This window comes from Aeromonas sp. S9(2024) (assembly GCF_041403185.1).
GTDB classification, from domain to species: Bacteria; Pseudomonadota; Gammaproteobacteria; order Enterobacterales; family Aeromonadaceae; genus Aeromonas; species Aeromonas enteropelogenes.
Map to the genome: position 1 here is coordinate 149,045 of NZ_JBGLRE010000009.1, position 21,393 is coordinate 170,437.

Annotated in this window: 16 protein-coding genes, 1 tRNA gene and 2 rRNA genes; 5 read left to right on the plus strand and 14 right to left on the minus strand. The window is 62.2% G+C overall.

Features of this window, described 5'->3' with window-relative positions; genetic code table 11:
- Positions 1 to 5 precede the first annotated feature (5 nt).
- The 3 genes from ACB028_RS15475 to rph all read right to left on the minus strand — a co-directional run bounded on the left by ACB028_RS15475 (position 6) and on the right by rph (position 4,049).
- Positions 6 to 2,426 (minus strand): heavy metal translocating P-type ATPase, encoded by a 2,421-nt coding sequence (locus tag ACB028_RS15475; RefSeq protein WP_371144658.1) that lies wholly within the window; start codon positions 2,424 to 2,426, stop codon positions 6 to 8.
- Positions 2,427 to 2,604: 178 nt separating this feature from the next.
- Entirely contained in the window at positions 2,605 to 3,258 is a 654-nt protein-coding gene (pyrE, locus tag ACB028_RS15480) for an orotate phosphoribosyltransferase (RefSeq protein WP_026457170.1), read from the minus strand.
- A 74-nt stretch (positions 3,259 to 3,332) separates the two neighbouring features.
- Positions 3,333 to 4,049, minus strand: coding sequence for a ribonuclease PH (gene rph / locus ACB028_RS15485; protein ID WP_268856083.1), 717 nt, complete (start codon positions 4,047 to 4,049; stop codon positions 3,333 to 3,335).
- Between the two features lie 146 nt (positions 4,050 to 4,195).
- Between rph and ACB028_RS15490 the strand changes: the two genes are divergently transcribed.
- Positions 4,196 to 5,059, plus strand: a complete 864-nt coding sequence (locus ACB028_RS15490) for a YicC/YloC family endoribonuclease (RefSeq protein WP_026457168.1) — start codon at positions 4,196 to 4,198, stop codon at positions 5,057 to 5,059.
- 116 nt (positions 5,060 to 5,175) lie between these two features.
- Here ACB028_RS15490 and ACB028_RS15495 read toward each other — a convergent pair whose 3' ends face one another.
- A complete protein-coding gene (locus ACB028_RS15495; protein WP_371144659.1) occupies positions 5,176 to 6,081 on the minus strand; it encodes a LysR substrate-binding domain-containing protein in 906 nt (301 codons plus the stop codon).
- A gap of 120 nt (positions 6,082 to 6,201) precedes the next feature.
- Between ACB028_RS15495 and ACB028_RS15500 the strand changes: the two genes are divergently transcribed.
- The 4 genes from ACB028_RS15500 (at position 6,202) to ovoA (ending at position 11,216) form a co-directional block, all read left to right on the plus strand.
- A complete protein-coding gene (locus ACB028_RS15500) occupies positions 6,202 to 7,329 on the plus strand; it encodes an S-(hydroxymethyl)glutathione dehydrogenase/class III alcohol dehydrogenase (RefSeq protein WP_026457166.1) in 1,128 nt (375 codons plus the stop codon).
- A 48-nt stretch (positions 7,330 to 7,377) separates the two neighbouring features.
- Positions 7,378 to 8,232 (plus strand): S-formylglutathione hydrolase, encoded by an 855-nt coding sequence (fghA, locus tag ACB028_RS15505; RefSeq protein ID WP_371144660.1) that lies wholly within the window; start codon positions 7,378 to 7,380, stop codon positions 8,230 to 8,232.
- 75 nt (positions 8,233 to 8,307) lie between these two features.
- Positions 8,308 to 8,814 (plus strand): DinB family protein, encoded by a 507-nt coding sequence (locus ACB028_RS15510; protein WP_371144661.1) that lies wholly within the window; start codon positions 8,308 to 8,310, stop codon positions 8,812 to 8,814.
- Positions 8,815 to 9,065: 251 nt separating this feature from the next.
- Positions 9,066 to 11,216 (plus strand): 5-histidylcysteine sulfoxide synthase, encoded by a 2,151-nt coding sequence (ovoA, locus tag ACB028_RS15515; protein WP_371144662.1) that lies wholly within the window; start codon positions 9,066 to 9,068, stop codon positions 11,214 to 11,216.
- Positions 11,217 to 11,277: 61 nt separating this feature from the next.
- On the opposite strand, the gene ACB028_RS15520 is transcribed toward ovoA, so the two are convergent.
- From ACB028_RS15520 to rrf (ACB028_RS15565), 10 genes are all read right to left on the minus strand, one after another.
- The gene (locus ACB028_RS15520; protein ID WP_223379663.1) at positions 11,278 to 12,255 is read right to left on the minus strand and encodes a bile acid:sodium symporter family protein; all 978 of its coding nucleotides are present in this window, start codon (positions 12,253 to 12,255) and stop codon (positions 11,278 to 11,280) included.
- Between the two features lie 187 nt (positions 12,256 to 12,442).
- Positions 12,443 to 13,885 carry an amino acid permease gene (locus ACB028_RS15525; RefSeq protein WP_338611571.1) on the minus strand — a complete coding sequence of 481 codons (1,443 nt, stop codon included), beginning with the start codon at positions 13,883 to 13,885 and terminating at the stop codon, positions 12,443 to 12,445.
- 171 nt (positions 13,886 to 14,056) lie between these two features.
- Positions 14,057 to 14,395 carry a tRNA-binding protein gene (locus ACB028_RS15530; protein WP_042072611.1) on the minus strand — a complete coding sequence of 113 codons (339 nt, stop codon included), beginning with the start codon at positions 14,393 to 14,395 and terminating at the stop codon, positions 14,057 to 14,059.
- A 103-nt stretch (positions 14,396 to 14,498) separates the two neighbouring features.
- Positions 14,499 to 15,944 carry an amino acid permease gene (locus ACB028_RS15535; protein ID WP_342017900.1) on the minus strand — a complete coding sequence of 482 codons (1,446 nt, stop codon included), beginning with the start codon at positions 15,942 to 15,944 and terminating at the stop codon, positions 14,499 to 14,501.
- Between the two features lie 106 nt (positions 15,945 to 16,050).
- A complete protein-coding gene (locus ACB028_RS15540; protein WP_026458447.1) occupies positions 16,051 to 16,506 on the minus strand; it encodes a beta-galactosidase subunit beta in 456 nt (151 codons plus the stop codon).
- Positions 16,503 to 19,577, minus strand: coding sequence for a beta-galactosidase subunit alpha (gene ebgA / locus ACB028_RS15545; RefSeq protein WP_371144663.1), 3,075 nt, complete (start codon positions 19,575 to 19,577; stop codon positions 16,503 to 16,505). Before ebgA ends, ACB028_RS15540 begins: the two co-directional genes overlap by 4 nt.
- Before the next feature lie 317 nt (positions 19,578 to 19,894).
- Positions 19,895 to 20,860 carry a transcriptional regulator EbgR gene (ebgR, locus tag ACB028_RS15550; protein ID WP_042027179.1) on the minus strand — a complete coding sequence of 322 codons (966 nt, stop codon included), beginning with the start codon at positions 20,858 to 20,860 and terminating at the stop codon, positions 19,895 to 19,897.
- A 165-nt stretch (positions 20,861 to 21,025) separates the two neighbouring features.
- Positions 21,026 to 21,140, minus strand: a 5S ribosomal RNA gene (gene rrf / locus ACB028_RS15555).
- Positions 21,141 to 21,167: 27 nt separating this feature from the next.
- Positions 21,168 to 21,243 (minus strand) — tRNA-Thr (locus ACB028_RS15560).
- Positions 21,244 to 21,290: 47 nt separating this feature from the next.
- Positions 21,291 to 21,393: ribosomal RNA gene (gene rrf / locus ACB028_RS15565) — 5S ribosomal RNA — on the minus strand; the annotation flags it as partial.

Genomic DNA, 21,393 nt, shown 5'->3' on the forward strand with positions numbered 1-21,393 from the left:
ACTCCTTACATGTCTGTTCGGGTGCCAGCATGGTTGCCCGCCTTGGGCTGCCAGCGTTTCAATAACAGGGAATTGCTCAATACCGTGATGCTGCTCAGGGCCATGGCCGCCCCCGCCAGCTCGGGGCTGAGGTAGCCCAGCGCCGCCAGCGGAATACCGATGATGTTGAATACGAAAGCCCAGAACAGATTTTGCTGTATGGTGCGCCAGGTGGCCGCCGAGATGTCGATGGCATCGGCCACCAGCCGCGGGTCAGATCGCATGAGCGTGATGGAGGCGGTCTCCATCGCGACGTCCGAGCCGGAGCCCATGGCGATCCCCACGTCCGCCGCGGCCAGTGCGGGGGCATCGTTCACCCCGTCCCCCACCATGGCTACCAACCCCTGGGTACGCGCCCGCAGCGCCTCGACTTTCTCCACCTTGCCGGCTGGCAACACTGAATCGAACGCCCCGTCCAGCCCCAGCTTGGCGGCGATATGGGCCACCGGCGCCGGCGCATCGCCGCTCACCAGCCAGCTGGCGATGCCGCGCTGGCGCAAGGTGGCGATGGCGGCCGGGCTCTCCGGTCGCAGGGTATCGGCCAGGGCGGCGATGCCCACCGCCACTCCATCAATGGCGACCCAGACCCGGGTTGCCCCGTCAGCGGGCTGTTCATCCTGCTGCGGCTGTGCAATGCCAAGCTGGGTCAACAGGCCGGTGTTGCCAATGGCGACCGTATGGCCCGCCACCTGACCCATGATGCCAGCGCCAACCCGCACCTCCACCGCTTCCGGTTGGGGCAACACGGCGTCCTGACCGACCGCCTCGCGCATGGCTTGCGCCAGCGGGTGCTCGCTCGCCTGCTGCAGGGCCGCGGCCAGGCGCAGCTGCTCATCGGTGCCGCTCCAGCTCGCCAGCACAGGTCGGCCCTGAGTAAGCGTGCCGGTCTTGTCGAAGATAAGCGCCTTGATGGCGTGAGCCTTCTGCAGGGTGTCCACATCTTTTATCAGAATACCGTGGCGCGCCGCCACTCCGGTGCCGGTCACGATGGCCGCCGGCGTCGCCAGACCCAGGGCGCAGGGGCAGGCAATCACCAGCACGGCCACCGCGGCCAGCAGCGCCTGACCGAAGTCACCGCTATAGGCATACCAGGCCAGCAGGGTGAACAGGGCGATGGCCATCACCACCGGCACGAACACGGCGGAAACCTTGTCCACCAGTTGTTGCAGCGGCGCCTTGCCCATCTGGGCATTTTCCACCAGGGCAATGATCTTGCTGAGGCTGGAGTCCTCCCCCACGGTCGTGGCTTCGATCTCCAGCACCCCTGAGCGGTTGATGGCCCCGCCCAGCACGCTCTCCCCCAGTCCCCGCGGCACCGGCAGGCTCTCACCGGTGAGGATCGACTCATCCAGCTCGCTCTCGCCGCTCAGGATCTTGCCATCCACCGGTACCCGCTCCCCCACCAGCACCCGTAGCCGATCGCCGCGCAGCACATCATCGATGGCCACGCTCTGCCAGCTCTCGCCGCGCCAGACGGTGGCGGTGTCCGGGCGCAGCGCCATCAGCTCGCGAATGGCGGAGCGGGTGCTGCGCTTGGCCCGGGCCTCAAGCAATTTTCCGAGGGAGATCAGGGTGATGATGATGGCGCTCGCCTCGAAATAGAGCTTGCCGCTGGCGGCCATCCCCTGCGTCAGCAACAGATAGAGGCTGTAGAAATAGGCGGCGCTGGTACCGGTCGCCACCAGCACGTCCATATTGGCGGAGCGGTTCTTGATGGCGAGCCAGGCGCCACGATAGAAGCGTCTGCCTACCCAGAACTGCACCGGCGTGGCGAGCACCAGCTCCAGCCAGGCGGGCAGATGCCAGGGCAGCAGGCCAGCCATGGCGAACATGCCCACCAGCAGCGGCAGGGTCAGCAGCGCCGAGACGATAACCTGGATCAGTGCCTGGTGGGCGGCGGCAGACTCCTGCGCCTCTCGCTCCAGCAACTGCTGGCGGCGAGCACTGGCGGAGCCTTGCGCCAACTGGGCACCAAATCCGAGCCCCTCGATCTGCTCGCGCAGGGAGGCTGGGGTCTGGATACCGGGCACCTGGGTGATGCGGGCCTGTTCGATGGAGAAATTGACCTCGGCCGAGAGCACGCCGGGTAGGGCTGTCAGCATCCGTTCGAGGCGGGCCGAGCAGCCTGCGCAGGTCATGCCGCTGATCTGGAAGGTAAAGGATTCACTGCCGTAGTCGTAGCCCTGCCCCTTGATGCTCTCCAGCACCGCAGGCAGCCGGCCCGGATCGTCCAGCTCGATGGCGGCCTGCTCCAGCGCAAAGTTGACGGAAGCCGTCACCCCTTCAAGCTGATTAAGGGCGGCGGAGATGCGGCTGGCGCAATTGGCACAACTCATGCCCGTGAGCGGCAGCTGCAGATGGATGGGTAATTGAATATGAGTGGTCATCTTGTTCCTCCCCGGAACCAATCGGCCAAAATGGCGCCGATGACCAAACCATAACCTTTACTGTAAGGGTAAACTCAAGCCACATGATCCACTTTTTGCAGATGAAAAAACGGCGCCCGTTTGCTACCCAGAAGCAAACGGGCGCCACATTCAGCTATTGCGTGGGATGAACGGCAGCTCAGATGCCGTACTGGGCGCGATAGGCTTTCATGGCGGTCAGTTGCGTAGCCAGTTCCGGCTGCTCGACCTGCTTCTCTTCCAGATAGGCGATGAGATCGCTCATCTGGATGATGGCGATGATGTGGGCACCGTAGTCACGCTCCACCTCCTGAATGGCGGAGAGCTCGCCCTTGCCCTTCTCCTGGCGGTCCAGCGCGATCAGCACGCCAGCCAGGGAAGCGCCGTTGGCCTGGATCAGGTCCATGGATTCGCGAATGGCGGTACCGGCAGTGATGACGTCATCCACCAGCATGATGCGCCCCTTGAGCGGGCTGCCCACCAGGTTGCCGCCCTCACCGTGATCCTTGGCCTCCTTGCGGTTGAAGCACCAGGGCACGTCCACGTCGTGCTGCTCCACCAGCTGCACCGCAGTGGCGGAGGCGATGGGGATCCCCTTGTAGGCCGGGCCAAACAGTACGTCAAACTCGATGCCCGCATCCATCAGGGCGGCGGCGTAGAAGCGGCCGAGGCGGGCCAGATCGCGGCCACTGTTGAACAGGCCTGCGTTGAAGAAGTAGGGGCTCTTGCGACCGGATTTCAGGGTAAATTCACCGAATTTGAGGACCTGCTTCTCCAGGGCGAACTCGATAAATTGACGCTGGTAGGCTTTCATTCTGGCTCCTTGCTTGGCTTGTTGTTGCGTTCTATCGGGTATAAAAAAACGCGGACAATGCCGCGTTTTTAAAATCAGGAGAGCGACTGCTTCTGCAGCGCGATAATCTCTTCGATGCCGCCCTTGGCGAGCGCCAGCATGGCCAGCAACTCCTCATGGGTAAAGGGCTCGGCCTCTGCGGTGCCCTGCACCTCGATGATGCGACCATCTTCGGTCATCACCACGTTCATGTCGGTCTCGGCGGCGGAGTCCTCGATGTACTCCAGATCGCAGATGGCTTCCCCTTCGTACATGCCGACGGAGACGGCCGCGATCATCTGCTTGAGCGGGCTCTGCTTGATCAGTCCCTTCTCCACCATCCAGTTCAGGGCATCCACCAGCGCCACGCAGGCACCGGTGATGGCGGCGGTGCGGGTGCCACCATCGGCTTGCAACACGTCGCAGTCCACCGTGATGGTGTGCTCGCCGAGCGCGGTCAGATCCACGGCGGCGCGCAGGGAGCGGGCAATCAGACGGGAGATCTCCAGGGTGCGGCCGCTCTGCTTGCCGGAGGCTGCTTCGCGGTTCATCCGGGAGTGGGTGGAGCGCGGCAGCATGCCGTACTCGGCGGTCACCCAGCCCTGGCCCTTGCCCTTCAGGAAGCGCGGCACGCTGGTGTCGACGCTGGCGGTGCAGAGCACGCGGGTATTACCGAACTCCACCAGCACCGAGCCTTCCGCATGCTTGGTGAAATGACGGGTGATGGTAACCGGGCGAACTTGCGCGGCGGTGCGATCGCTGGGACGTGGCATGGGACGGACCTCTGGGCTGGCTGAATTGGCGCAGGAGTATAAGTGATCCTGCCCCAAATATCAGCCGCTAAAACCAAGGCAGCGGCTGACGGCACCAGCCTGGCTGGGTATACTGCCCCCACACTTCATCAAGCCCGGAACAATCAATGATTCACAGCATGACCGCCTACGCCCGCAAGGAATTCAAGGGCGACTGGGGCACAGCCGTTTGGGAAATTCGTTCGGTCAACCAGCGCTATCTGGAAACCTACATTCGCCTGCCGGAACAACTGCGCAGCCTGGAGCCGGTACTGCGTGAGCGTTTCCGCGCCAAACTGCAGCGTGGCAAGGTGGAGTGCAACCTGCGTTTCGAGGCCGCTCAGGCCGCCGCCAGCCAGCTTCATATCAATGAAGAGCTGGCCAAGCTCATCATCGACAGCGCCAGCTGGGTAATGAAAGAAGCAGGCCAGGGCCAGCTCAACCCGGTCGACGTGCTGCGCTGGCCGGGTGTCATGGCCGCCGCCGAGCAGGACATGGATGCGGTCGCCACCGAACTGATGGGCGGTTTCGACCTGACCCTGGACGACTTCCTCGCCTCCCGCGCCAGTGAAGGGGCCAACCTCAAGGCACTGATCGAGCAGCGTCTGGCCGGCATCCAGGTGGAAGTGACCAAGGTGCGCGCCCACCTGCCGCAGATCATCGAGTGGCAGCGCCAGAAGCTCACCGACCGTCTGGCCGAAGCCAAAGTCGAGCTGGATCCGGCTCGCATCGAGCAGGAGATCGTGCTGCTGGCCCAGAAGATCGACGTGGCCGAAGAGCTGGATCGTCTGGAGATGCACATCAGCGAGACCAACAAGATCATGAAGAAGGGTGGCGCCTGTGGCCGTCGTCTCGACTTCATGATGCAGGAGTTCAACCGCGAATCGAACACCCTCGGCTCCAAGTCCATCAACGCCGAAGTGACCCAGTCCGCCGTCGAGCTGAAGGTCCTCATCGAGCAGATGCGCGAGCAGATCCAGAACATCGAGTGATGCCTCGCAAGGCGAGCCTGTCGCCACCGTAACCGAGTGAGAGAGCCCTTGAATTTCAAGGGCTTTTTATTTGTCCGGCCAGCGCGGCCCAGGAACAAGCTCCTGGCGGCCTCCCCCTAGCCTATCGGCCGGGTCAGGGCCGGTTGCTGGGGGGCGCCGAGCCGCTCGGCCAGATAGTCCACCAGCAGCCGCACCTTGGGCGAGAGGTGGCGGTTGTGGGGATAGAGGGCCCAGATCCCCTCCGCCGGGGCCCGCAGCTCGGGCAGCAGCTCGATCAGCTCCCCGCTGGCCAGATGGTCGCAGACGTAGTAGTCCGGCAGCTGAATGATGCCGATCCCCTTGAGCGCCGCATCGAGCAGGGCGTGGCCGCTGTTGCACTGCAGCAGGCCGTGCACCCGCATGCTGTGGGAGCGGCCATCCAGGGTGAAGTACCACTCGTCGCTGTTGCCCACCAGACAGGTGTGACGGGCAAGCTCCGAGAGACTGTTGGGCATGCCGTGGCGGGCGGTGTAGGCGGGCGAGGCACAGACATAGGGCACCCGCTGCGCCAGCTTGCGCGCCACCAGGCTGGAGTCCTTGAGGTGGCCGAGCCGCAGTGCCAGATCGTAACCCTCGTGCACCAGGTCCAGCAGCTGGTTGGTGAGGTTGAGGGTCACCTCCAGCTGGGGGTAGCGCACCATGAAGTCGTTCACCAGGGGGGCGACCCGGCTCTCGCCGTAGGAGACGGGGGCCGTGATGCGCAGGGAACCCTGTGGCACAGCCTGATGGCGCCCCACCGCCAGCTCCGCCTCGTAGAGGTTGTCGAGCAGCTGGCGACAGTGACGGTAGTAGATCTCGCCGAGCTCGGTGAGTCGCACCTGACGGGTGGTGCGCAGCAGCAGCTTGGCCTGCAGCCTGTCTTCCAGCTGCGCCACCTGGCGGCTGACCTGAGCCACCGACACCCCCAGCTTGCGGGCCGCCGGGGTAAAGCCCCCCTGCTCCGCCACGCTGACAAATTCACAGATCCCTTCCCAACCGAACATTATTACCTATGTGTAAAAGTGATTTGAGATTTCGCCTTATTATCACCAAATCGGCGGGAAACTACACTGGATGTCCGAACCCAATTCCGTTCACCCTGCTCAACCATAAGGACATCATTCATGGCACAGGTTCAAAGCATCAAGTGTAAGGCCGCCATCGCCTGGGGCCCGGGCCAGCCCCTCTCCATCGAAGAAGTCGAGGTCATGCCGCCCCAGGCTGGCGAGGTACGGGTGCGCATCGTCGCCACCGGCGTCTGCCACACCGACGCCTTTACTCTCTCAGGTGAGGATCCGGAAGGGGTCTTCCCCTGCATTCTCGGTCACGAGGGGGGCGGTATCGTCGAGTCCGTCGGCGAGGGCGTCACCAGCGTCAAGGTGGGGGATCACGTGATCCCGCTCTACACCCCGGAGTGCGGCGAGTGCAAGTTCTGCAAATCCGGCAAGACCAACCTGTGCCAGAAGATCCGCGCCACCCAGGGCAAGGGGCTGATGCCGGACGGCACCACCCGCTTCTCCAAGGATGGGCAGCCCATCTATCACTACATGGGCACCTCCACCTTCAGCGAATACACTGTGCTGCCCGAGATCTCCATCGCCAAGGTGGATCCGGCCGCCCCGCTGGAAGAGGTCTGCCTGCTCGGCTGCGGCGTCACCACCGGCATCGGCGCCGTGATGAACACCGCCAAGGTGAAAGAGGGTGAGAGCGTCGCCATCTTCGGGCTGGGCGGCATCGGCCTCTCCGCCATCATAGGCGCACGCCTGGCCAAGGCCGGCCGCATCATCGCCATCGACATCAACGAGAGCAAGTTCGAGCTGGCCCGCAAACTGGGGGCCACCGACTGCATCAACCCGAACAAGTTCGACAAGCCGATTCAGGAAGTGATCGTCGAGATGACCGACGGTGGCGTCGACTTCTCATTCGAGTGCATCGGTAACGTCAAGGTGATGCGCGCAGCGCTGGAGTGCTGCCACAAGGGCTGGGGCGAGTCTGTCATCATAGGGGTGGCCGGCGCGGGCCAGGAGATCAGCACCCGCCCGTTCCAGCTGGTCACCGGCCGGGTCTGGCGCGGCAGCGCCTTCGGCGGCGTGCGCGGTCGCAGCGAGCTGCCGAGCTACGTGCAGCGCTACATGCAGGGTGAATTCAAGCTGGACGACTTCATCACCCACACCATGCCGCTTGAACAGATCAACGAAGCGTTCGATCTGATGCACGAAGGCAAGAGCATCCGCACCGTCATCCACTACTGAGCATGATCACCCCGCCCGCCACTGCGGGCGGGGTGCAGGAGTTCCTTGATGAATCTGGACATTATCAGCAGCAACAAGAGCTTCGATGGCTGGCACAAGCGCTACCGCCACAGCTCCACCGTGCTCGGCTGCGACATGCAGTTTGCCATCTACCTGCCACCCCAGGCCCTCATCGGCCAGAAGGTGCCCGTGCTCTACTGGCTCTCCGGCCTCACCTGCACCGACGAGAACTTCATGCAGAAGGCGGGCGCCCAGCGTATCGCCGCCGAGCTCGGCATCGCCTTGGTGGCCCCGGATACCAGCCCCCGTGGCGAGGGTGTGGCGGACGATCCCGGTTATGACCTTGGCATGGGTGCCGGTTTCTACGTCAACGCCAGTCAGACCCCCTGGCGCGATCACTACCAGATGTACGACTACGTTACCCGCGAGCTGCCCGAAATCATCGAGACCCACTTCCCGGTCTCGACGAAACGTTCCATCAGCGGCCACTCCATGGGGGGCCACGGGGCGCTTATCGCCGCCCTGCGCGAGCCTGGTCGCTACCGCTCGGTATCGGCCTTCAGCCCCATCAGCCATCCGAGCCGCTGCCCCTGGGGCCAGAAGGCGCTCGGCGCCTACCTCGGCAACAACCCCCTGCTGTGGCAGGAATGGGATACCTGCCTGCTGCTGCGCAATGAGCCGGTCAAGCCACTGCCGACCCGGGTCGATGTCGGGCTGGACGATCCCTTCCTGGCCGAGCAGCTGCATATCGATGCCCTGGCCGATGCCGCCGCTGGCAAGGGGTGGCCGCTGGAGCTCAACCGCCACCCCGGCTACGACCACAGCTACTACTTCGTGGCGAGCTTTATCGAGGCGCACCTGCGCTTCCATGCCCGCCATCTGGGTGAACCGGCCCAGGAGTGACGACTCGCCATCAGATACATACCCGGTGGCCGCCGTGATTCGGCGGCCCCGAGACACAAGGAACGAGAAACAAGGATGCCTCTCTTCACCATATTGCTGGCCATGCCGGATCAATTTGAGCAACTGCTGGCACAAGTTCCAGCCGACTATCTGGACTGGGAGCCGGCCAACTGGGCCGGCATTCCCTCCGAGCGCTTCAGCGCCCGGGGCCACCTCTGCCACCTGCTGGACATCGAAACCCTGGGCTATCAGGTGCGCTTTCGCCGCACTTTGGAGGAGAGCCTGCCCGAGCTGGCTTCTCTGGATGGCTATCAACTGGCACAAGACAACCAGTACCGGCAGCAGGATCCCGCCGTGCAACTGGCACGCTTTCGCTCCGCCCGCAGCGAGACGGTTGACTGGCTTAAGGCCCTGCCCTCCCCGGCTTGGCAGCGGCGCGCCCGCTATGGCGGTTATGGCGAGGTAACCCTGGATGGCCTGGTTCGCCTGCTCGTCAGCCATGACCTCCAGCATCTCGCCGGCATGCAGTGGCTGTTGATGCGGCTGAATGCGGATCTTCGTCTCGCGATCCCGCTCGCCTGAGGCTGCAGGCCCCGACAACCCGACATGACAAAAGGCCCCTGAGGGGTCTTTTGTCATCTGTCATCACGCCGGGCAACTGCCCTGCCGACTCACCACGCCGGAACCCACGAGGCTGACGATCAGTGCAAGTTTTTGGTTGCTGCGCCGGTCTGTTGAGCCAATAGTGATACTTTGTGCCCACAGAGCTCGCCAGCGCGGTAATGGATTTACCACCGCCTTGTCAGTCTTCACTGCCAACAAGGAGTCAAAGCGTGACCCAAGCCAGCCCCCTGTTTTCCACCGATGTAGGTCTGCCCGCGCCAACCCGTACTCCGCTGCTGACCGGCAGCGATCCCGAGCACAAGCGCCGCGAGCTGCTCGATTACTTCTGCCAGACCTTCGATCTCTACGACTCCCTGTTCGACTGCCTGGCCGACGAGCGCGCCTGGTTTGACAAGGCGATCCCCCTGCGCCACCCGCTCATCTTCTACTACGGCCACACCGCCGCCTTCTTCATCAACAAGCTGCTGGCGGCCCGCCTCATCGAGGGGCGACTCGACGCCCGCATTGAGGCCATGGTCGCCATCGGGGTGGATGAGATGAGCTGGGACGATCTGGACGAGACCCACTACGACTGGCCCTCCGTCAGCGAGCTGCGCGACTATCGGGGCCGGGTGCGCGCCCTGGTGTGTGATTTCATCGAGCGGATGCCGATCGAACTGCCTATCCATTGGCAGAGCCCGGCCTGGGTCATCCTGATGGGGATAGAGCACGAACGCATCCACCTCGAGACCTCCAGCGTGCTGATCCGCCAGCTGCCGCTGGCCTGGGTACGCAGCCAGCCCCAGTGGCCGGTCTGCCCCGAGGCGCGCCATCGCCGTGACGAGGTGCCCGCCAACACCCTGCTGCCGGTGGCCGGCGGCCGGGTACGGCTCGGCAAACAGGATGCCACCTACGGCTGGGACAACGAATATGGCGAGCGCCACATCGAACTGGCCCCCTTCCAGGCCAGCCGCATGCTGGTGAGCAACGCAGAATTTTTCGACTTCGTGCAGGCGGGCGGCTACCAGACCCGCGCCTGGTGGGATGACGAAGGCTGGGGCTGGCGCCAGTATGCCGGGGCCCGCATGCCCACCTTCTGGGTCGGCGACCCCCTCGAACCCGAGCAACTGCAACTACGGCTGATGACCGAGCAGGTCCCTATGCCCTGGGACTGGCCGGCGGAGGTGAACCAGCTGGAGGCCGCCGCCTTCTGTCGCTGGCAGGCGGCCCAGACCGGTCTGCCCATCCAGCTGCCTAGCGAGGCGGAGTGGATGCTGCTGCGCGAACAGCTGACCGGCGATCAGCCGGACTGGATCGAGGCGCCCGGCAACATCAACCTGGCCCGCTTCGCGTCCTCCTGTCCGGTGGATGCCTGCCCGCAGGGCAGCTTCTTCGATCTGGTGGGCAACGTCTGGCAGTGGACCAGCACCGCCATCGACGGCTTCGAGGGGTTCAAGGTGCACCCCCTCTACGACGACTTCTCCACCCCCACCTTCGATGGCAAGCACACCCTCATCAAAGGGGGCAGCTGGATCAGTACCGGCAACGAGGCGCTCAAGTCCTCCCGCTACGCCTTCCGTCGCCACTTCTTCCAGCATGCGGGCTTTCGCTATCTGGTATCCCGCCATCAGGAGCCCGTCATCGTGAATCCCTATGAAACCGACACGCTCGTCGCTCAGTACCTCGACTTCCAGTACGGGCCGAGCCACTTCGGGGTCGCCAACTACGCCCAGGCTCTGGCCAGCCTTGCCAGCGAGCTGTGCAGCAACCACCAACGGGCGCTCGACATCGGCTGCGCCACCGGCCGCGCCAGCTTCGAGCTGGCGCGCCACTTTGCCCACGTGGACGGGGTCGACTACTCGGCCCGCTTCATCGACGTGGCGCTGGCGCTCGCCAGCCAGGACAGCTTCCGCTACGCGGTGCCGGTAGAAGGGGAGCTGGTGGAGTATTGCGAGGCGCGGCTCTCCCGCCATGAGCTCGGCCGCGAGCAGGCCGACCGCGTCCACTTCAGCCAGGGAGATGCCTGCAACCTCAAGCCCAGGTACGGCGACTATGACCTGGTGCTCGCCTCCAACCTCATTGACCGGCTGCGGGAACCCGCCCGCTTCCTGCGGGACATTGCTCCCAGGCTGCGCAGCGGCGGCCTGCTGGTGCTCACCAGCCCCTACACCTGGCTGACGGAGTACACCCCCAAGGCCAACTGGCTCGGCGGCATCCGCGAAAACGGCGAGGCGCTCACCACTTATCAGGCGCTGCAGCGGCTGTTGACGGCGGAGTTCGAGGAGCATATTGCGCCGCGGGAGGTGCCCTTCGTCATCCGCGAGACCGCCCGCAAGCACCAGCACACCGTGGCCCAGCTCACCGTGTGGCGCAAACGCTGACGCGGCGACAAAAGAGAGGGAGGCCAACTGGCCTCCCTCTCTTTTGCACTGCCAGAATGGCTTATCCCGCCTGATGTGAGACCCGGGACTCGGCGCCCTGCTCGTGGTAGCGACGGGCCAGCACAGCGCACACCATCAGCTGGATCTGGTGGAAGATCATCAGCGGCAGCACCATGATCCCGACGCTGGCAGCCGGGAACATGACGTTGGCCATGGGCACCCCGTTAGCCAGGCTCTTCTTGGAACCGCAGAAGACAATGGTAATCTCGTCCGCCTTGTTGAAACCGAGGCGGCGGCTGATCCAGACGTTCCAGCCCAGCACCAACGCCAGCAGCACACAGCTCAGCAGCACGATACTGGCCAGATCGTACCAACCTACTTGATGCCAAATCCCCTGCACCACCGCCTCACTGAAGGCGACGTAGACCACCAGCAGGATGGAGCTCTGGTCCAGCTTGCCGATCAGTGGCCGGTGGCTGTCGACCCAGCGACCGATGAGCGGGCGCGACAGGTGGCCCACCACGAATGGCAGCATCAGCTGCACCATGATGGCCTGAATGGAGTGCCAGGTGTCGATCCCCTCCCCCTGAACCTGGATCATCAGCCCCACCAGCACGGGGGAGAGGAAGATGCCGAGGATGCTGGAGGCCGAGGCGCTGCACACCGCCGCCGCCACATTGCCGCCGGCCATGGAGGTGAAGGCGATGGCCGATTGCACGGTGGCGGGCAGGGCGCAAAGGTAGAGGAAGCCGAGGTAGATGGCCGGACTCAGCCATTGGGGTACCAGCGGCGTGAGCAAGAGCCCCAGCAGCGGGAACAGCACGAAGGTGCTGAGCATCACCACCAGGTGCAGCCGCCAGTGGCCCAGCCCCGCCAGCAGATTCTGGCGCGACAGCTTGGCGCCATGCATGAAGAAGAGCAACGCCACCGCCAGCTTGGTCAGCCAGCCAAACCAGACGGCCACTTGCCCCTCGCAGGGGAAGAAGGAGGCCAGGGCGACCACCAGGATCAGCACAGAGGTAAAGGGATCCAGACGCACGAACCGTCTCCGGCAAAGAGGCAGGCCGTCACCATGGGGTGAGCGGGCGCCAGGGTGGCAAAAACACAGCAGGAGGTGTTTGACACCTCCTGCTGCAACGAGTCCCCAGCTTACCCCGATCACTTGCCGGCGCAAAGCCGCACCGTGACCGGCCTTGTCAGGGGTTATCCCCTCGCACGGGCATGGTTCAAGGTTGGCGGGCCAGATTGACGCCATCAGCGGACTTGCCGGCCGCCAGTTTGCTCGCCTGGCGCTTCTCGAAGCGGGAGATCCACCAGTAGGCCAGCGCCGAGAAGACAGCCGTCATGAAGACGTTGATGAAGAAAGCGCGCACCAGATCCACCCCGGTCGGGAAGGCCGAGGCACTCATGCTCACCACGAAGATGGCGATCAGCACCGACACCACCGCCATGCCGAACTTGCGCGATCCCATGCGGAACTCGCGGGGAGTGTCGTCATGTTTCCAGCGGAACACGAAGTAGGCCACCATGATGAAAATCGGCGGCAGCATGGCCGTCCCTGCAGTGAGATTGATGGCGGTGTTCATCATCTGCTGCACAGATTCGGAGCCAAAGCCGTTGACCACCAGCATCGCGAATACGAAGACAAACTGCCACCAGGCGGCGCGCACCGGCACCCCGTGCTGGTTGAGCTCGGTGGTCTTCTCGCCATAGACCCCCTTGGGGATCTCGGAGAAGTGGATCTTCACCGGGGCCGAGGTCCACATCATCATGGAACCGAACATGGCGATGAACAGCACGACACCGACGAAGCGGCCCACCAGGGTCTCGGAGATCTGGAAGTACTGGGCCATGCCGGTGAAGATCTCCACCATGCCGCCGGCATAGGTGAGGCTCTCGCGCGGCACGAACACGTTAACCAAAAGGGAACCGAGGGCATACATGGCACCGATCACGATACCTGCGCTGATGATCACCTTGATGAAGGACTTCTGGCCGCCCTTCACGTCATTGAGGTAGGCCGCCGCCGTCTCGGCGCCACCGGCCGCCTGGAAGATCCAGCACATGATACCGAGGGTTGCCCAGTTGACGGTGGGGGTCATGGCCTCCAGGGTGATGGGCTGGGCCGGCACATGGTCACCGCCAAGCGCCATCAGGGCCCCCAGCACATAGATGGCGAACAGAGCAAAGACGCCGTAGGCCACCAGCTCGGCAATCTTGCCCAGCCAGCTCGCCCCCTTGGTGGAGATGTGGGTCGCCGCCGCAAACAGTACGATGGAGATGACTGAGGTGACCATGGGCGAGAAGCTGTACTCATACCCCAGCATGGCGTAGGAGGCGTAGGCGATGACGTTCGGCAACAACGACACGAACCAGAACAGGTTCACGAACCAGTAGAGAAACGAGCCGAGATAGGCCATCCGGGTACCGAGCGGCTTTTTCAACCAGTCATACATCCCCGACTCGGAGTTTTTGTTGGCCGAGACGAACTCGGCGATGATGAAGACAAACGGGATGAAGTAGACGATGGTCGCCAGCAGGAAGATGGGGGCGGAGCTCAGCCCCAGCTCGATGTTGTTGTTGACGATGTTGCGCACGTTGAACACGGCGGCAAAGGTCATCGACAACAGGGCAAACTTGCCTATGGTGCCGCGTACGGATTCAGACATGATGTCCTCCAATGGAATCGCGCCTCCTCTCTGAGGCGCTGATGACTCTGAATGTGTTCGGCAAGGGTCTGTCGGCCCCGCCCTTTACTCTCTTGTTATGGTCAAACTGGCCGTCTGTGGCGGCCTTGCGGCAAGCCGGCGCGCAGTGGTCGCGCCGGCGCCGGCAATCACTCATACAATCGGGGTACCCGGCGCCATCGGCACCCGGGGCTGCAGCAGCACGCTCTGGCTCTCGTCCGGGGTCTCGGCGCAGAGCAGCATGCACTCGGAGCGCTCACCGCGCATCTTTGTGGGTTTGAGATTGGTCAGCACCACCACCTGGCTGCCCAGCAGCTCAGCTTCGCTGTAGTAGGGCACCAGGCTGGTGACGGTCTGCAGGGGGCGCTCGCCACCCACATCGATCTGGACGATATAGAGCTTGTCGGCGCCTGGGTGGCGCACCACCTCCAGCACCTTGCCCACCTTCATCTCGACTCGCTTGAATTCGGCAAACTCGATCACCTCGCTCATTGTGTTCTTCCTTTTCTTGTTGGGTTTAACGGGGTACGGGTGGCCATCGGCCACCCGCTTTGCTTGTGTTGGCCCCTCGGGCCTGTCTGTTCAGGGACGCGGCTCATGACGCCTGGAGCGACACCTGCGCGGCCGGCTGGGCCTCTTTGGCGCGCGCTTCATCGCTCAGGGAGGCTTCGTATTTGTTGTATTTCCACCAGGCGAAGCCGAGGAAAATCACAATCCCGCCCACGTTGTAGAAGACGATGGTCATGATGTCGGCGCCGGTCGGGAAGGTGGAGGCCAGGAAACCCACCGAGAAGATGGCGATCAGCACGGAGACCACGGCGATGCCGGTGGTGCGCGAGCCCATCTTGAACTCCCGCGGCAGGTGATCCAGCTTCAGACGCAGATTCAGGTAGGCCAGCATGATGAACAGGGGCGGCAGCATGGAGGCGGCGGCGGTCATGTTGATCACGGTATTCATCAGGTCTTGCGCGGTGTTGGAGCCCAGGGTCGGGATCACCATCAGCGGCAGCACGATCAGGTACTGGATCCAGGCCGCACGAGCCGGCACGCCGTTCTCATTCAGCTCGACCGTCTTCTTGCCGAAGATGCCGGCCGGGATCTCGGAGAAGAAGATCTTCACCGGAGTCGCAGTCCACATCAGCAGGGAGCCGAACATGGCGGTGAAGGAGACCAGACCCACGAAGCGGTTCACCAGGATTTCAGGCAGACCGAAGTAGGAGGCCAGCCCCTCGAACACCTGCACCGAGCCGCCGGTATATTTCAGGGTATCGCTCGGGACAAACACGTTGATCAAGAGCGATGCGATGGAGTAGAGCACACCGATGAAGATGCCGGCGACGATGATCACCTTCACAAAGGATTTGGAGCCGCCCTTGACGTCGTTGACGTAGACCGCCACCGACTCGGCACCACCGGCCGCCATAAAGATCCAGGTAGTAATACCCAGGAAGGCCCAGCTAAAATCGGGAACCATGGCTTCCACCGTGATGGGGTCGGCCGGCTGCACGCCGCCGATCAGGGCCGCGCCCGCCAGCAGAATGTAGGAGAGGGTCAACAGCAGCATCAGGGACGAGGTCACCGAGGTGATGGGGCCCAGCATCTTGGCGCCGTTGGTAGAGACATAGGTGGCAAAGGCGAACAGGATCATGCTCAGGCCCGTGGTGGCCAGCGGAGTGAGGATGTACTCGTAACCCAGGAAGGCGTAAGAGGCGTAGGCGATGACCCGCGGCAGCAAGGATGTGAAGAAGAAGAGGTTCACGAACCAGTATGTGTAGGCGGAGATGAAGGCCCAGCGACCGCCAAGGGAACTCTTCACCCAAGCATAAACCCCCGCTTCGGAGTTCTTATTCAATGACACAAATTCCGCAATGATCAGGCAAAACGGAATGAAGTAAAAAATGGTGGCCAGAAAGAACATCGGGGCTGACGCCAGACCGATCTCGATGTTGTTGTTGATGACGTTGTTGAAACTGAATACCGCCGCAAAGGTGAGCGACAGCAAACCGAACTTGCCTATCGTATTCCGTTTGGAATCAGACATGGTGCATCTCCAGACCTGTAGTAGTTGTCTGCGAAAGGGCGGGGCCTGAGCTGTAGGGTGAGCCCCGCGCCTTCCGGCTTTTTATCAGTACAAAATCAGCGGCTTGTTATTTGTTTTTGAAGTAGCCGCCTTCGACGGTGACCTTGATGATCACCTTGCGCACCGGGCCGTCGCCTGCGAACCGGTAAGCCTCATCGTTCTCGAAGATCACCACCTGGCCGTTGCCCACCTTCTGGCGCTCGCGCACCTCGCCGGCCAGCCACTCGCGGTCTGTGGTGTCGTCGTAAGCCTGTTCGACCCGCAGCTCATTCTTGGCAGCCCACTCCACCGTTTCCTCCCCTTCCAAGTAATAGTGGACGTCGAAGTAACGACGTTGCCCCTCGAACAATGAGGTGGCCGGGCTGGCCCCCTCCTGCAAGCGGTAGGTGAGGGAGTCACCGATGGAGTGGCAGATCCCCGGCTTGAGGTTGCCAACGTTGTTGATGGCCTCCACGCAGCGGCCCCACTTCTTGCCCTCCCGATAGATGTTTTTGAACAGGGTCAGGTTGTCCAGGGTGATCATGCGAGGTTCCTCCCGCCGTTGATGGTGAGATCGAGCCCGGCCAGCGCAGCCGGATGGAGGTTGCCACGGGCGATGGGCAGCAGGGTCAGGCCGAAGCTGAACGGCTCGAAGCGTACCCGCCAGGAGTCCAGCACCTCGGAGCCCCAGGAGTTGGAGCCAAGCCCCAGCACCTTGTGATCCAGATTGAGGGTGAGATAGCCACTCGGTTCCAGCTCGTTGATGTGCTGCGCCGCGTGGATGTGCTCCCAGCTGTAGGGCCAGACGCTCAGGTTGATGGGGGCATCGGGCCGCACGTAGAGACCGACACCGTGACGGTTGGTCAGGGTTGCCCAGCGCACCTGCTGACGGTTGCCGTTGTCCTGCGGGAAGGGGTAGTGCTCCCACATCTCGCCCACAGTGCTCTGGAAGCAGTCGATCCAGTTGCTCTGGCGGCTGTCCTGATAGTTCTCGCCCGGGCCCATACCGTAGTAGTGCACCCGATCGAGATCCTGGCGAATACCCAGCTCGAAACCGATCTTGGGAATGATGTCGTCATAGCTGCCGTAGGGCTGACCGGAAAGGGCCACGTGCAGCTGACCGTTCGGGCTCAGGGTGTAGACGTAGCGGCAACGCATACCGAAGTCGAACACCGGCGGGGCGATCAGGCTCTCTACCGTCACCTCGACCGCGTCACCCAGCTGACGCCAGCTCAAGCCACGGAAGTGCTCCTGCATGATCTGCAGGTGGTTCGGATGCCACAGGCTCTCGTACTCCTGCTTGTGGTTGTCGATCATCGGCTTGAAGAAGGTGAGGCGCGGCGCCCGTTCAATCAGTTCGATGCCATCCTGCTGCCAGCTCACCAGCTTGCCGTCGAGGCGCGAGAAGCGCAGGGCAAAGCCGCTGCCGCTCAAGGTCAGCGCGAGCCGCTCGTCGGCAATCTGCAATGCAGTGGCGTTGGGATTGGCAAAGGGTTGCAGCTGGCGAGTCGACTCTTTGAGCTGGAACTGGTACTGGCCCAGCTCGTGCTCCGCCGCGCTGTAACGGGTGGCGGTGGCCTTGATGACCCGCAGCTGGACGAAAGTCTCCCGCTCGTCGAGGGTCGGCAGCGCCAGTTGCAACTCTGTGGTGGCGCCGGGGGCAATACCTTCCACCCGCAGCTGCTGGCTCGCCAGCAGTTCGCCTTCCGCCTTCACCTCGACCAGCAGGCGGATGTCGTCCAGGTTGGAGAACCAGTAGCGGTTTTCCAGCTCAAGCTTGCCGCTCGCCAGATCCAGCGCCCGCACCTTGACCGGGCAGAGCACCTGCTTGTATTCCCGCAGGCCCGGCCCCGGGGTCTGATCCGGGTAGATGAGGCCATCCATGCAGAAGTTGTAGTTGTTGGGATAGTCGCCGTAGTCGCCGCCGTACTTGTAGACGGGGCGCCCCTGCTCGTCCTGATCCAGGATGCCGTGATCGCACCACTCCCAGATGTAATGGCCCTGAATGTGGGGGTGGCGGTCGAACACCTGCTGGTATTCACTGAGGCCACCCGGGCCGTTGCCCATGGCGTGGGCGTATTCGCAGAGGATGCGCGGCTTGGTCATCGGGAACTCGCCAAAGCAGTTCATCTGGGAGACGCGGGAATACATGGTGCTCACCACGTCCACCACCTCGGCGTCGCGATCCTCTTCGTAGTGAACCAGTCGGGTCGGGTCGATCGCCTTGCAGCACCGGTACATGGCCCTGATGTTGCAGCCGTAGCCAGACTCGTTGCCGAGCGACCAGATGATGATGGAGGGGTGGTTCTTTTGGGCGTGAACGTGGCGTTCGATACGATCCACGAACACCGGCTCCCAGAAAGGATCGTCGGTGATGCGGCTGAGGTCGCCGACGTTGGCAAAGCCGTGGGTCTCCACGTCAGTCTCCGCCATCACGAACAGACCGTACTGGTCGCACAGCTCGTAGAAGCGCGGGTCGTTCGGGTAGTGGGCGGTGCGCACCGAGTTGAGGTTGTGCTGCTTCATCAGCACGATGTCGCGCTCCACCCGGTCCATGCCGACGGCGCGGCTCTTGAGGTGGTCGTTGTCGTGACGGTTCACCCCGTGCAGCTTGAGATAGCGGCCGTTGACGTAGAAGAGGCCGTCCTTGACCTTGATCTCGCGCACCCCGACCCGCTGCGGGATCACCTCCAGCAGCACCCCCTGACCGTTGTAGAGGGAGAGCATCAACTGATAGAGGTAGGGATCCTCGGCGCTCCACAGATGGGGGTTGGCCAGATCCAGCGTGAAGCGGCAGTCGAGCTTGCCGTCGATGGCGAGATGGTCGAGTGAGCCGCTGGCGATCTCGCTGCCCTGATCCAGCAGTGACCAGACCAGACGGTGATCCTTGGCCGACTCGCCCAGGTTTTCGAGCTGGATATCACAGCTCAGGGTGGCGCTCTGGTTGTCATCCGCCAGCGCGGTCTGAATGAAGAAGTCCTGCACATGGACCGCCGGTTTGCCCACCAGGTAGACGTCGCGGAAGATCCCCGCCATCCACCACATGTCCTGATCTTCGATGTAAGTGGAGTCGGCCCACTGCATCACCCGCACCGAGAGCAGGTTCTCGCCGGTCTTGGCATAGGCGCTGATGTCGAATTCGGCGGTGAGGCGGCTCCCCTTGCTGAAGCCAACATAGTGGCCGTTTACATAGACCTCGAAGTAGGTCTCCACCCCGTCAAACTTGATGATCACCTGCTCGCCGTCCCAGGCCGGGCTCAGCACGAAGCTGCGCTGATAGGCGCCGGTGGGGTTGTTGGTCGGCACGAAGGGCACATCGATAGGGAAGGGAAAACCCTCGTCGGTGTACTGCAGCTGGCCATGCCCTTCCATCTGCCACATGTTGGGCACAGTGATCTGGCCCCAATCGCTCATGGGGCTGTGATAGAAGGCCTCCGGCACCTGCAGGGGATGCTCGAAGTAGTGGAACTGCCACTGCCCGCTCAAGGAGAGGAAACGGCGGCTCAGCTCGCGCTGCATGGTAGCCGCCAGAGAGCGGTCGGCATAAGAGAAGAAGTAGGCGCGCGGGGCCAGCCTGTTTTCACCAACGAAGTGGACGTTTTCCCAGTTATTCACATGTCCTCCCGGAACAAGACAACATAGACTGGGTAAACTTTAGATAAACATTTACTAAATATCAGTTTGAGATCGGTAAAGTTTTAACCTGATCACACAGAAGAGTCTGTTTTGTGAGCGAGATCAGATGTGGCGGAGAAAGGATGAACCAGTCCATCCGAATGGCATGGATGTTGATATGAAAATCAAGGGAATGAACTATATCTCTATAAAACAGAGATATGAATCATCCTTAAATGGAGAAAGATCTGAAGGGATCGATGTTGTCGCGCCATAAGGGTATGACGCGACTAAAACAAAAATATATTTTACTAAAATTAGCGTGTTGTACCACGCAGGGTCAACCGGCTCGGCACCAACACCCGCAATGGAATATCCCGCTCGTCACGTAGCCGCTCAACCAGCAGGTTGACCCCCTGGGACCCCATCAGCTCGGAGTGAATGCGCACCGTGGAGAGGGGTGGGAAGGTGAACTTGGCGGTCGGGATATCGTTGACGCTGATAAGCTCGATCTGCTGGGGAATGGCCAACCCCTTCTCGTGAATGGCCCGCAACACGCCGATGGCAATGGAGTCGGAGGCCACGAACAGCGCCTTGGGCCAATCCCCGGCCAGCATCTCCTTCGCCAGCCGATAGCCGGAGGCACTGGAGAAATCCCCGCGATGGAGATCGCCCTCTTGCACGACACCCAACCGCTGGCCGTAATCGAGAAAGGCGAGTTCGCGCAGATCCGGGCTATCGTCCTGGCCCCCGATATAGCCGATGCGCTTGTGCCCCTGCGCGATGAAGTAGTCGACGACCTGCTGGCTGATCAGGGCCAGATCCACGTCGACCGAGTCAAACTCCCCCTGGGAGCGACAATCGATGAAGACCAACTGGCTTGAGCACTGCTGCAACTGAGCCAGGCGCTCGGGAGTGAGACTTCCCACTACAAGGATGCCATCCACAGCGGTCAGATCGCGTCCTTCAGCACAGTTGTAGAGATGAGTCAGCTCGATGTTGAGGCGCGCGCTCTGGGTTTCGATGCCGTAGCGTATGGCCAGATAATAGGGGTCGTTGACTTCTGTACTCTGGGGATAGGCATAGACCACCAGGAAGTGCAGCTTGCTCTTGTGGACGCCCTTGCGGGCGCTGCTGGTCTTGTACTCCAGCCGCTCGGCAATCTCGAAGATCCGCTGCTTGGTCTCTTCCTTGACGCTCAGGCTGGGATCCTCGTTCAATACCCGGGATACCGTGGCGAGAGAGACTCCCGCCTCCTGTGCAATTTCCTTCAACGTGGCCATCAATACCTCTCTGGCAGCATCAACTGTTAATCGACAACGGCTAAAGAGTAACGGTCAATGTCTTGATAGCCCAGCATTTTTACTAAAATGTCAGCGGTGGATTGTGATTTTGCGAGCCGGAAATGCAAAAAGGCCTCCCGATGGGGAGGCCTCTTCTGAATAGGTGCCTGACAGTGTCCTACTCTCGCATGACGAATGCCACACTACCATCGGCGCTACCGCGTTTCACTTCTGAGTTCGGCATGGGATCAGGTGGTTCCACGGCGCTATTGCCGTCAGGCAAAAGCTTTTAAAACTAACTTGAAAATGGTGCTGATACCCAGAATCGAACTGGGGACCTCATCCTTACCAAGGATGCGCTCTACCGACTGAGCCATATCAGCACACTAACCGGTAAAGACCACGCTCACCGCGTAATCTAAAATTGGGTGCCTGGCAGTGTCCTACTCTCGCATGGCGAATGCCACACTACCATCGGCGCTACCGCGTTTCACTTCTGAGTTCGGCATGGGTTCAGGTGGTTCCACGGCGCT

Bases quoted from the DNA above. Each gene is read 5' to 3' on its own strand.
- ACB028_RS15500 (WP_026457166.1), top strand. From the start codon at position 6,202: ATGGCACAGGTTCAAAGCATCAAGTGTAAGGCCGCCATCGCCTGGGGC.
- ACB028_RS15535 (WP_342017900.1), bottom strand. From the start codon at position 15,944: ATGTCTGATTCCAAACGGAATACGATAGGCAAGTTCGGTTTGCTGTCG.
- ACB028_RS15475 (WP_371144658.1), bottom strand. From the start codon at position 2,426: ATGACCACTCATATTCAATTACCCATCCATCTGCAGCTGCCGCTCACG.
- ACB028_RS15495 (WP_371144659.1), bottom strand. From the start codon at position 6,081: ATGTTCGGTTGGGAAGGGATCTGTGAATTTGTCAGCGTGGCGGAGCAG.
- rph (WP_268856083.1), bottom strand. From the start codon at position 4,049: ATGCCACGTCCCAGCGATCGCACCGCCGCGCAAGTTCGCCCGGTTACC.
- ACB028_RS15510 (WP_371144661.1), top strand. From the start codon at position 8,308: ATGCCTCTCTTCACCATATTGCTGGCCATGCCGGATCAATTTGAGCAA.
- ACB028_RS15530 (WP_042072611.1), bottom strand. From the start codon at position 14,395: ATGAGCGAGGTGATCGAGTTTGCCGAATTCAAGCGAGTCGAGATGAAG.
- pyrE (WP_026457170.1), bottom strand. From the start codon at position 3,258: ATGAAAGCCTACCAGCGTCAATTTATCGAGTTCGCCCTGGAGAAGCAG.
- ebgR (WP_042027179.1), bottom strand. From the start codon at position 20,860: ATGGCCACGTTGAAGGAAATTGCACAGGAGGCGGGAGTCTCTCTCGCC.
- fghA (WP_371144660.1), top strand. From the start codon at position 7,378: ATGAATCTGGACATTATCAGCAGCAACAAGAGCTTCGATGGCTGGCAC.
- ACB028_RS15525 (WP_338611571.1), bottom strand. From the start codon at position 13,885: ATGTCTGAATCCGTACGCGGCACCATAGGCAAGTTTGCCCTGTTGTCG.
- ACB028_RS15490 (WP_026457168.1), top strand. From the start codon at position 4,196: ATGATTCACAGCATGACCGCCTACGCCCGCAAGGAATTCAAGGGCGAC.
- ACB028_RS15540 (WP_026458447.1), bottom strand. From the start codon at position 16,506: ATGATCACCCTGGACAACCTGACCCTGTTCAAAAACATCTATCGGGAG.